Source organism: Streptomyces himastatinicus ATCC 53653 (genome assembly GCF_000158915.1).
GTDB classification, from domain to species: Bacteria; Actinomycetota; Actinomycetes; order Streptomycetales; family Streptomycetaceae; genus Streptomyces; species Streptomyces himastatinicus.
Genome location: NZ_GG657754.1, coordinates 1,600,400 through 1,611,713 on the forward strand (window position 1 = coordinate 1,600,400; position 11,314 = coordinate 1,611,713).

Consider the following 11,314-nt stretch of genomic DNA (forward strand, 5'->3'; position numbering starts at 1 on the left):
CCAGCTGGACGACGGCGACGGCGAGCGAGGAGCGCCAGGGCACGGCGCCGCCCGGCGGGCCGAACGGCTCTTTTCGCCACGGCCCGCCCCGCCACGGGCCGCCCTGCCATGGCCCGCCCCGCCATGGCACCCCGCGCCGCCACCCGCCCGGCCCGCGCTCCGGGCCCCGCTCCCCCGTGAATTCGTGCATACGGCAACGCTAGACCGGCCGCCCGCGAACGGCGTCCCCCGCGCGCGGTGATCGCCCGTACTCCCGCCGGAGTAGACCGCGGCAGTCCGTAAGAAGGCCCGCTACCCCAGGCCCACGTGCCGCCCCAGGGCGGCGGCCGTGTGCGTGAAGAACTCCTCCCGCGCCTCCACCACCCCCTGGAACTGGCCGAACAGCTCGAAGCTGAGCAGCCCGAACAGCTGCGCCCACGCCGCGGCGAGTGCCGCGAGCGCCGCGGCGGGCAGCTCGGTGCCGAGGGTGTCGGCCAGGGCCGTGATGTCCGCCCGCACACCCTCCGGCAGCTCCGCCTCCTCCGGTACGCGCAGGGCACCCGCGGCGTAGGCGTCACGGACGACGGCGATGAGGGCGAGGGCGACACGGGAGGCGGGAGCGACCGTGGCCTGCGGCGCGGAGTAGCCCGGCACCGGGGAGCCGTAGATCAGCGCGTACTCATGCGGGTGGGCGAGCGCCCAGGCCCGGGCCGCCCGGCAGACCGCGGTCCAGCGCGCCACCGGATCGTCGTCGCCGCGCGTGGCGGCGAGCGCGGCCTCGGCGGCGGCGCCGATCGCGTCGTACGCGTCCACGATGAGCGCGGTCAGCAGCTCGTCGCGGCTGGGGTAGTAGCGGTAGAGGGCGGAGGAGACCATGCCCAGCTCGCGGGCGACGGCCCGGAGCGACAGCTTGGCCGCCCCCTGGTCGGCCAGCTGGCGGCGCGCCTCTTCCTTGATGGCGGCGGTCACTTCGGCGCGGGCCCGTTCCCTGGCCCCTCGGATCGCGGTCATACGGCCAGTCTGCCACCTTTCGGAGCGGCGCCCCAAAAAGAGAGCACTGCTCTTGCCAGGCGCCGAACGCTCTGCGCACAATGCTCCTGAACGAGAGCACCGCTCTCATCGTGGATCACGGCAGACGGAGGACGTCATGACACAGCACTACATCGAGCCCCGCCGCTTCGAGGTGCCCGTTCACCGCACCGTGGCCTGGCTGGCGCGCCAGGGGCTCAGCCTCTTCGGCACGGCGGAGCTGTCCGTGCCCGGCCGGACCAGCGGGGCGTTGCGGCGCGTACCGGTCAACCCGCTGGCCCTGGACGGCGGGCGCTATCTCGTCTCGGCGCGCGGCAACGCCCAATGGGTGCGCAATCTGCGGGCGGCCTGGGGCGGACAGCTGAGCAAGGGCCGCAGAACGCGGCCGTTCACCGCCGTCGAGCTGCCCGAGGGGGCGGAGAAGGCGGCCGTGCTGCGGGCCTATCTGAAGCGGTGGGGGTGGGAGGTCGGCGCCTTCTTCGACGGCGTGACCGCGACCTCCCCCGACGCCGAACTCGCCCGGATCGCGGCCATGCACCCGGTCTTCCGCGTCAGCGCCACCGGCGCGTAGGCGTCCGCTACCCCTTGTCCATCGCCGCCAGGGCCCGGCGCGCCGCCGGGTGGGTGCGGACGAGGTCGGCCAGCGTCGTCGTACCGCGCGTGATCTTCGTGAACGCCCGCCACGCCGGACGGAAGCCGGTCATCGCCGCATGGAACATCCCGGGGCGGCGGGCGAACAGCGCGTACATCCTCCGGCCGACGCCCATCTCCACGCCCAGCCCGGCCTTGATCGCGAAGGCGTAGTTCAGGGCCTGGCGCCGGGCGTCCACCGCGTCGTGCGCCTCGGCGATCCGTACCGCCCACTCCCCCGCGAGGCGGCCCGAGCGCAGCGCGAAGGAGATCCCCTCCCGCGTCCACGGCTCCAACAGTCCGGCCGCGTCCCCGCACACCAGCACCCGGCCGCGGGAGAGCGGCGAGTCATCGCTGCGGCAGCGGGTCAGATGGCCGGAGGAGATGCTCGGCTCGAACCCGGCGAGGCCGAGCCGCGCGATGAAGTCCTCGAGGTAGCGCTTGGTCCCGGCGCCCTCACCGCGCGCCCAGTTCGTCACCGTCAGTTTCCGTGACGCCCGTTCGCGCACGCTGCGTGGCCGCTCCCTCGGCCCCGTCGATGAGCACCCGGCCCGCCCAGTCCTCCGCGACCGTCTCCGGAACCGGGATCTCCGCCTCCAGGCCGAGGTCGACCTGGTCCAGCTTCACCCCGACGTGCGCGCCTATCCGGCTCGCACTGCCGTCCGCGCCCACCACGGCCCGCGCCAGCACCGTCTCGCCGTCCGCGAGCACGACGGCCACGGTGCGGCGGTCGGGCACGGACGGGCCGTGCTGCTCGACGCGGGTGACGGACACCCCGGTCCGCACCTCGGCGCCCGCGTCCTTGGCCGCCTCGACCAGACCGGCGTCGAACTCCGGCCGGTTGATGAGCCCGAACAGCACGTGCTTGGAGCGGCGGGTCCGGGCCAGCTTGCCGTTCATCGAGAACGTCACGGCGTGCACGCGCTCACGCAGCGGCAGTTCGAAACCGGGCGGCAGCGCCTCGCGCGACGGGCCGATGATGCCACCGCCGCACGTCTTGTAGCGGGGCAGTTCGGCCTTCTCCAGCAGCAGCACCCGGCGGCCGGCGCACGCCGCGGCGTGCGCCGCGGAGGCACCCGCGGGCCCCGCGCCGACCACGACGACATCCCATACCGTCTCTTTGTCCGGGGTTGCGTTGTCGCTGCTCACGTGTGCTTCCGCTCCCAATCGCCCGTCCTGATGCGCCTACCGGGCATCCTACGGCTCACCTCCGCGTGAACCTGCTGTGGGATGATCGGGCCACCGCACAGACCCGCACATCACCACCCAACGCCGCGCATCCCAGGAGCGTTCCCCCATGGCCCAGGACCTCGCCGCCACCGTCGCCGCACTCCAGCCCCGTGCCCTGGCCGAACTGGCCGAGCTGGTGGCCTTCCCGTCGGTGGCGGACCCGGCGCAGTTCCCGCGCAGCGGGTGCGAGGCCGCCGCGGAGTGGGTCGCGGCCGCGCTGCGCGCCGAGGGGTTCGAGGACGTGGCGCTGCTGGACACTCCCGACGGCACCCAGTCCGTCTACGGGTTCCTGCCCGGCCCGGACGGCGCCCCGACGGTGCTGCTGTACGCGCACTACGACGTGCAGCCGCCGCTGGACGAGGACGCCTGGCTCAGCCCGCCCTTCGAGCTGACCGAGCGGCAGGGCCGCTGGTACGGGCGCGGCGCGGCGGACTGCAAGGGCGGCCTGATCATGCACCTCACGGCGCTGCGCGCGCTCAAGGAGCACGGCGGCGTCCCGGTCAACGTCAAGGTCATCGTGGAGGGTTCGGAGGAGCAGGGCACCGGTGGTCTGGAGCGGTACGCCGAGGCGCATCCGGAACTGCTGACCGCCGACGCGATCGTGATCGGCGACGCGGGCAACTTCCGGGTGGGACTGCCGACCGTCACCGCGACACTGCGCGGGATGACGCTGCTGCGCGTCTCGGTGGACACGCTCGAAGGGAATCTGCACTCCGGCCAGTTCGGCGGCGCCGCCCCGGACGCGCTCGCCGCGCTGATCCGGATGCTGGACTCGCTGCGCGCGGAGAGACGGCTCGAACACGTTCGACGGCCTCGACCCGGACACGTCCTGGGGCGGCCTCCAGTACCCGGAGGAGGACTTCCGTAAGGACGCCGGGGTGCTCGACGGGGTCGAACTGATCGGCTCGGGCACGGTCGCCGACCGCATCTGGGCCCGTCCCTCGGTCACGGTGCTGGGCATCGACTGCCCGCCGGTCGTCGGCGCCACCGCCTCCGTCCAGGCGAGCGCGCGGGCGCTGGTCAGCCTGCGGGTCCCGCCGGGCGTGGACGCCGCCGAGGCGAACCGTCTGCTGACCGCCCACCTGGAGGCGGCGGCGCCGTGGGGCGCGCGGGTCGCCGTGGAGCAGGTCGGCCAGGGCCAGCCGTTCCGCGCGGACACCGGGAGCCCGGCGTACGAGGCGATGCGCGAGGCCATGCGGGAGGCGTACGACGGCCAGGAGATGGCCACCGCGGGCCAGGGTGGCTCGATCCCCCTGTGCAACACCCTCGCCTCGCTGTACCCGGAGGCGGAGATCCTGCTCATCGGCCTGAGCGAGCCGGAGGCGCAGATCCACGCGGTCAACGAGAGCGTCTCCCCGGAAGAGCTGGAGAAGCTCGCCCTCACCGAGGCCCTGTTCCTGGGCGCGTACGCGACCGGCAAGAAGTCCTGACCCGGGCGGGGCAGCCCCGGCCGGCCGGCCCGCGGCCCGGGACGGCCCGGCGGTCGGTCAGCCCATCGGGACCCCGGCTTCCAGGTACAGGGGGCGGCCCTGTTCGCGGGCGCGGAGGGCCCAGCGGAGGCGGCTGAGGCGGACCGGGGGCAGCAGGTCGGCGGCCTCGGTCTCGGTGACGAAGCGCCAGCCGCGCAGTTCGGCGCCGGGCAGCAGCACCTCCTGGGCCTCGCCTGCGGTGAGCCGGCCGCCGTCGAACAGCAGCCGCAGGCCGCCGTAGCCGGGCGGCTGGGGGCGTTCCCAGTCGGCGACCAGCAGCCGCAGCGGCTCGTCCAGCCGTACGCCCAGCTCCTCGGCCACCTCGCGGCGCCCGGCGCACATCGGCGGCTCGCCGCGCTCGACGACGCCGCCGGGGAACTCCCAGCCGGGCTTGTACGTGGGGTCGACCAGCAGCACCCGGTCGGCCTCGTCGAAGAGCAGGACCCCGGCCGCCAGGGTTTCCGCCGTCGGCTCGGGGGTCTGCACGATGTCGCAGTTCCCGGCGCCGTCGCGGACGGCGTCGGCGATGTGCTGGGCGGTCTGGCGCGGGGTGAGCCCGGTGGTGTCGACCACATGGGCGTCGGTGGTCAGCCAGTCCAGGGCCGCGCGGTAGGGCGCGAGGTGGTCCAGACACCAGCGGCGTACGGACTCGCTGGCGTCCGCGTCGCCGGGTATCTCCTCGCGCTCGGCTATGCGTCGGCGAAGGATCGTTTCATCGGCATGCAGCAGGACGTGCCGCACGGGGATCCGCCGGGCGGCGAAGCCGCCGAAGATCTCGTCCCGGTACTCCTGTCTGAGGACCGTCATCGGGACCACGAGCGGGCCGCCGACCTCCGCGATCAGCGCGGCGCCGGTGTCCACGACCAGCCGCCGCCAGGACGGCAGGTCCTGGTAGTCGGAGACCTGCTCCAGACGCTTGCGCGGCAGCATCATGCGCAGACCGTTGCCGACCAGTTCCGGGTCGTAGAACGTGCTGCCGGGCATGAAGTCCACCAACTCACGGGCCGCGGTGGTCTTCCCCGCGCCGAACGCACCGTTCAGCCAGACGATCACATTTCCCCCTAATCCATCGCCTCCTGACAGTTGCCCGCATCACCCTGCCACGGAAACGCCCGAATACGACTGAGTCGCGGATCGCGTCCCCGCCGACGCCCCGCGGAGCCCCCCGCGAAGCCCCGGTGGAGCCCCGCGAAGCCCCCGTGGCGCCCAGCGGCACGGGGCCGCCGGGCGCCGCGGAGTCCTCAGCCCTTGTTGGCGCCCAGCGTGAGTCCGGCGATGAAGTGGCGCTGGAGCAGCAGGAAGACGAGCACCGTGGGCAGCGCCACCAGCACCGAGCCCGCCGCCAGCAGGTTGTAGTCGGTGAAGAACTGCCCGCGCAGATTGTTGAGCGCGGAGGTGACGGGAAGCTTGTCGCCGTCGGAGATGAAGACGAGCGCCCACAGGAAGTCGTTGTACATCCAGGTGAATTGCAGCGTGGCGAGCGCGGCGAGGGCCGGCCGGCACAGCGGCAGCGTGATGCGCCAGTACCGCGTCCACACCCCCGCGCCGTCCACCACCGCCGCCTCGATGATCTCGATCGGCAGGGTGCGCATGAAATTCGCGAGAACGAAGACGCAGAAGCCGACCTGGAACGCGACCTGGACGGCGATCACGGCCCAGTAGGAGTCGTACATCGTCATCGAGTCCGACATCCAGTAGGGCAGCTCGATCTTGGTGAACAGGACATAGAGCGGGGTGACGATGACCTGCTGCGGCAGCAGGTTCCCCGCCGTGAACACCATCAGCAGGACGAGCCCGCCCCGCATTTTCAGCCGGGTGACGGAGAAGGCCACGAAGGACGCGAGGAACAGCGTCAGCAGCACTCCGGGGACCGCGATGAGGATCGAGTTGAGGAAATACTTGCCCATTCCGGAGTCGGTGAACGCCTGCTTGTAGTAGTCGAACGACAGATGGCGCGGCAGCGAGAAATAGCCGTACTTCGCGGTCTCCTCGTACGGCCGCAGCGAGGCGTAGACGGCGAGCAGCAGCGGGGCGAGAAACGCCAGCGAGACGGTCATCAGGAAGGCGTGCAGACCGAGCCGCCCGGGGCGGACCCGGCGCGTCCCCGGGCCGCTCACCGTGCCTGTGGCCGGTGCGGGGGCCGGACGGATGTCGGTGATCATCCCTTCTTCTCGCCTCGCAGCTCCTGGACCAGATAGGTCACGATGAATCCCAGCGACACGGTGAGCAGGACGACGGCGATGGCGGAGCCGAATCCGATCCGGCTGGCCTCACCGATGATGTTGTCGGTGACCAGCACGGAGAGCAGTTCCAGCCCGTTGCGGCCGTGGTTGATCGCGTAGACGATGTCGAACGCGCGCAGCGCCTCGATGACCGTGATGACGCCGACGATCACATTGACCGGCCGCAGCGTGGGCAGAACGACCCGGAAAAAGCTCTGGGTCTCGCTCGCGCCGTCGATCGCGGCGGCCTCCTTGAGCGAGGGATCGACGGATTTCAGCCCCGCCAGGTAGAGGATCATCACATACCCGGTGTGCCGCCAGGCGGCCGCGAGCAGCACCATCCAGATATTGAGATCGGGATCGCCGATCCAGTCCACCGGATGGCTCTTGTCGCCGAGAATCGCGTTCAGCGCGCCCTGGTCGCGGGAGAAGACCAGCTGGGCGATGAAGCCGACGATGGCGAGCGAAAGCACCACCGGCATATAAAGCGTGGACTGGTAGAAGCGGCTGAACCGGACGCCCTTGTCGAGAAGGACGGCCAGCAGCAGCCCGAAGGGTGTGGCGACCAAGCCGAGGAAGGCCACCCACAGCAGGTTGTTGCGCACCGCGGGCCAGAACGGCGGGTATTCGGTGAACAGGTTCCGGTAGTTGTCGAAGCCGACCCAGTGGAGGTCGCCGATCCCGTCCCAGCTGGTGAAGGACAGACCGATGGAGGCGAGGGTCGGACCCCAGACCAGGGCCAGGTCGAGCAGGACGGGTATGCCCAGCAGCACGCCGATGACGGCGAGGTCGCGAGAGGTGAACCTCCGCGGTCCCCGCCGTTTGGCACGCCGCGCGGTGGTGAGCGGCACGGCGCGATTCTCCTAGCTGTCGGCGAATATGGTCTTCTTCTGGGACTCGATGTCCTTGGTCAGGGTGTCGATGTCGTTCGGTTTGTTGATGAATTGCTGGATCGCCCGGATCATCACCTGCGACGCGAAGTCGGGCCGGGTGTCGCGGTCCATGAACTGCGATATCTGCTTCGCGCCGGAGACGAGTTCGACGGCCTTCTTCTGGAGCGCGTTGTAGCCGGAGGTGGCCGCCTTGTCGTTGCACGCGATGTTGTTGGGGTCCCGCTTGAGGTAGATCTCCTCGGCGGCGGGGGTGGCGAGGTACTTCAGCAGCTCCTTGCCCTCCTTCTGCCGCTTGGACTTCTTCGCCAGCAGGAATCCGTCGATCGGCGCCTCGACGGCGTCCTGGCCGTAGGCGGAGTCGATTTCGGGGAAGGGGAAGAAGTCCAGGTCCTCGCGGTCGGCGGCGGAGAACTGCTGCCCGGGGTGGGGCAGTCCGAAGACCGCCATGCCGGACTTCTTCTGCGCCAGGCTCTGTGCGGCCTCCTGCCAGGTGCGCCCATTGGCGCCCTGCTGGTGGTACGGCATGAGGCCGCGCCACAGGTCGAAGACGTGCTTGACCCGGGGATCGGTCCAGGACTCCTTGCCACCCATCAGCGAGACATGGAAGTCGTAGCCGTTGGCCCGCATATTGAGATAGTCGAAGGTCCCCATGGCGGGCCAGCCGTCCTTGTCGCCGAAGGCGATGGCGTCGAGGCCGTCCTTGTCCATCCGCTTGGCGAGCGTCCGGAACGCGTCGAAGGTCTTGGGGATCTCGTAGCCGTGCTGCTCGAAGACGCTCTTCCGGTAGAAGACCGCCCACGGGTAGTAGTAATACGGCACGAAGTACTGTTTGCCGTCCTTGCCGGTGGACTGCTTCTTGAGCGCGTCCGAGAAGCCGCTGAAGCCCTTCCAGAGATCGCCGATCTCGGCGAGCTGCCCCTGTTCGGCGAAGAACTGCATGCGGTATCCGGCGAACCACATGAAGACGTCGTCCGGGGTGCCCTTCAGATAGCGGTTGATGCCCTCCTGGAAGGCCTCATGGTTGACGGTGTTGACCTTGACCTTCTTGTCCGTCTTCTTCTTGTACGCCGCGAACACCTCGGCGAACGCCTTGCGTGGCACGGCGTCCGAGGCGTTGGAGCCGATCTTCACCTCGTTGCCCGGACCGCCACAGGCGGTGAGGAGCGCCGGAAGGGTGACGGCCCCGGCCTCGATCGCGGTGCCCCGGAGCAGCATGCGGCGGGAGATCCGATGTCCTGACGGTGACTGTGCCATGTGCCCTCCACAGAGGATCAATCAAACACAACCGAACGCGAGTGGCTGGATCACATCGGGCGAGAGGTGGCATAGTCAAGGGTTTGGACGAGATATCGAACAACTGTTATCGCATCTCTTCCAACAGACTCCAACACGGCCTACCGTAAACGCTCGCATGTGACGCGACTGCGACGCTGCGTCACCCGTTGAGAACGGAGGATCCGCATCATGCGCCACCGCTCTTTACGCACCGCGAGACACAGAGTCATCGGAGGACTGGCCGCCGCACTGCTCGGCACGGCCGGTCTCACCCTCCCCGCCGCCGCCCAGCCGGCCGCGGCCCGGCCGACCACGGCCGAACCGGCAGCGGCGGCACCAGCCGCCGCCAAGGACGGGCTCGCGCTCACCCCACCGATGGGCTTCAACAACTGGAACTCCACCCACTGCCGAGCGGACTTCAACGAGGCGATGGTCAAGGGCATCGCCGACATCTTCGTCAGCAAGGGGCTCAAGGACGCCGGATACACCTACGTCAACCTCGACGACTGCTGGGCACGGCCGCAGCGCGACGCGAACGGCAAGCTCGTCCCGGACCCGGTGCGCTTCCCCAAGGGCATCAAGGCCGTCGCCGACTACGTCCACTCCAAGGGCCTCAAGATCGGCATCTACACCAGCGCGGGCACCAAGACCTGCAACACCGCGGGCTTCCCCGGGGCGCTGGGCCATGAAAGGTCGGACGCCCAGCAGTTCGCCGACTGGGGAATCGACTACCTCAAGTACGACAACTGCAATAACCAGGGCGTAGACGCCAAGCAGCGCTACCGCACCATGCGGGACGCGCTGAAGGCCGCGTCCGAGACCACCGGGCGCCCGATCGTCTACAGCATCTGCGAGTGGGGGCAGAACAAGCCGTGGGAATGGGCGGCGGATGTCGGCCAACTCTGGCGCACCACCGGTGACATCAGCGACAGCTGGGGCAGCATGCTGTCGATCACCAAGAAGAACCTGCCGCTCGCCCCGTACGCGGGGCCCGGCCACTGGAACGACCCCGACATGCTGGAGGTCGGCAACGGCGGCATGACGGACACCGAGTACCGCAGCCACTTCTCGCTGTGGTCGGTCATGGCCGCGCCGCTGCTGATCGGCACCGATCTGCGCAAGGCCGACGCCAAGACGTTCGAGATCCTGGGCAACCGCGAGGTCATCGCCGTCGACCAGGACCCGCTGGGCAAGCAGGGCACCGTGCTCTCCTCGGAGGGCGGGCGCTGGGTGATCTCCAAGGAGATGGCGGACGGCAGCCGCGCCGTGGCCCTCTTCAACGAGACCGAGCGGCCGCAGCGCATCGCCACCACCGCGGCCCGCCTCGGTCTGCCGCAGGCCGACGGATACCGGCTGCGCGATCTGTGGCGGAACCAGGACCAGAACACCTCGGGCTCCGTGGCGGCCACCGTTCCGGCCCATGGCACGGTGCTCTACCGCGTCTCCGCCGACCGGCGCTGGGCCTCGTACCCGCCCGCCGCCGAACTCGGCGCCGGCGCCGCCCCGTTCACCGAGGCCGGAGCCACCGCACCGGTCGAGACGGCGCTCCGCAACTTCGGCGGCACCGCCGCCCACCAGGCCCGGGTCGAGCTCACCGGACCCGACGGCTGGCGCATCAGGACCAGCTGGCCGACCCGGGCCGCCACCCTGCCCACCGGCAGCAGGCTCGCCACCCGCTGGCAGGTCACCGCTCCGAAGGACGTCAAGCCCGGGGCGTACGAGCTGACCGTACGTGCCGACTACCGCTCCGCGCGCGGCGACAAGGTCGGCACCGAACTGCCCGTGCCGGTCCATGTGGTGGTCGCGCCGCCCTCCGGTGCCAGCTACGCGAGCGATCTGCCGTGGCTGAGCGCGGCCAACGGCTGGGGTCCGGCCGAGAAGGACACCAGCGTCGGCGAGAACGCGGCGGGCGACGGTCATCCGATCACCCTCGACGGCACCGTCCACGCCAAGGGTCTGGGCGTGCACGCGCCCAGTGAGGTCACGTACTACACCGGCGGCCACTGCACCGCGTTCACCGCGAAGGTCGGCGTGGACGACGAGGAGGGCACCGCCGGAACGGTCGCCTTCGAGGTGTGGGCGGACGACACCAAGGTGCTGTCGACCGGGACGCTGACCAACGCCGATCCGGCCAAGGCCATCAGCGCCGCCGTCGACGGCGCGACGACGGTCCGGCTCGTGGTCACCGACGGCGGGGACGACGTCACCAGCGACCACGGGGACTGGGCGGACGCGGCGTTCAGCTGCTGACGTCCCGCCCCCGGCGACCGGCCTCCCCCCTTGCCGCCGTCTCAGCAGACCGGCAGCCCGGGGAGGGGCTGGTCGTTGTCACCGCCCCGGACGTACACATCGCTGACGTACACGTCCTTGTTGCCGTTGTCGTCGTCCGTCTTCGCCCACCAGACGTTCGTCCACTTGCCGTACCGCTCGGGGCGGTTCAGGTTCTCCTGGCAATAGAAGTAGTTGACGCCCTGCTTCAGGGCGCCGACCGGTTCGCCGCCGTGGGTGTACGACGTGGCGTCGCGCCACACCACGCAGTTGTACTTGCCGCCGCCGATGTCGCTGCACGCCGGGGCGGTGCCGGGGC

Annotated in this window: 7 protein-coding genes and 4 pseudogenes; 3 read left to right on the forward strand and 8 right to left on the reverse strand. The window is 70.5% G+C overall.

Translation table 11 applies throughout. From position 1 onward, the window contains the following. Positions 1-190: pseudogene (locus SSOG_RS54740) on the reverse strand (hypothetical protein); the annotation flags it as partial. Between the two features lie 101 nt (positions 191-291). Next, complete coding sequence (locus tag SSOG_RS06115; RefSeq protein ID WP_039936697.1) at positions 292-990, reverse strand: TetR/AcrR family transcriptional regulator; 699 nt, start codon at positions 988-990, stop codon at positions 292-294. 136 nt (positions 991-1,126) lie between these two features. Here SSOG_RS06115 and SSOG_RS06120 point away from each other — a divergent pair, with 136 nt between their 5' ends. Next, positions 1,127-1,579, forward strand: a complete 453-nt coding sequence (locus tag SSOG_RS06120) for a nitroreductase/quinone reductase family protein (RefSeq protein ID WP_039936698.1) — start codon at positions 1,127-1,129, stop codon at positions 1,577-1,579. Between the two features lie 7 nt (positions 1,580-1,586). On the opposite strand, the pseudogene SSOG_RS06125 reads toward SSOG_RS06120, so the two are convergent. Next, positions 1,587-2,787: pseudogene (locus SSOG_RS06125) on the reverse strand (geranylgeranyl reductase family protein). 148 nt (positions 2,788-2,935) lie between these two features. Here SSOG_RS06125 and SSOG_RS06130 point away from each other — a divergent pair. Beyond that, positions 2,936-4,298 (forward strand): annotated as a pseudogene (locus tag SSOG_RS06130) (M20/M25/M40 family metallo-hydrolase). Between the two features lie 57 nt (positions 4,299-4,355). Here SSOG_RS06130 and SSOG_RS06135 read toward each other — a convergent pair. The 4 genes from SSOG_RS06135 to SSOG_RS06150 all read right to left on the reverse strand — a co-directional run bounded on the left by SSOG_RS06135 (position 4,356) and on the right by SSOG_RS06150 (position 8,706). Continuing rightward, the gene (locus tag SSOG_RS06135) at positions 4,356-5,390 is read right to left on the reverse strand and encodes an NUDIX hydrolase (RefSeq protein ID WP_009713341.1); all 1,035 of its coding nucleotides are present in this window, start codon (positions 5,388-5,390) and stop codon (positions 4,356-4,358) included. 188 nt (positions 5,391-5,578) lie between these two features. Then, positions 5,579-6,499, reverse strand: a complete 921-nt coding sequence (locus SSOG_RS06140; protein WP_009713342.1) for a carbohydrate ABC transporter permease — start codon at positions 6,497-6,499, stop codon at positions 5,579-5,581. Next, on the reverse strand, positions 6,496-7,410 hold the full coding sequence (locus SSOG_RS06145; RefSeq protein ID WP_009713343.1) for a carbohydrate ABC transporter permease: 915 nt from the start codon (positions 7,408-7,410) through the stop codon (positions 6,496-6,498). Before SSOG_RS06145 ends, SSOG_RS06140 begins: the two co-directional genes overlap by 4 nt. A gap of 12 nt (positions 7,411-7,422) precedes the next feature. Then, complete coding sequence (locus SSOG_RS06150; RefSeq protein WP_208867330.1) at positions 7,423-8,706, reverse strand: ABC transporter substrate-binding protein; 1,284 nt, start codon at positions 8,704-8,706, stop codon at positions 7,423-7,425. A gap of 210 nt (positions 8,707-8,916) precedes the next feature. Here SSOG_RS06150 and SSOG_RS06155 point away from each other — a divergent pair, with 210 nt between their 5' ends. Further along, positions 8,917-10,977 (forward strand): NPCBM/NEW2 domain-containing protein, encoded by a 2,061-nt coding sequence (locus SSOG_RS06155; RefSeq protein ID WP_009713345.1) that lies wholly within the window; start codon positions 8,917-8,919, stop codon positions 10,975-10,977. 41 nt (positions 10,978-11,018) lie between these two features. On the opposite strand, the pseudogene SSOG_RS06160 reads toward SSOG_RS06155, so the two are convergent. Next, positions 11,019-11,314, reverse strand: a pseudogene (locus SSOG_RS06160) (serine/threonine-protein kinase); the annotation flags it as partial.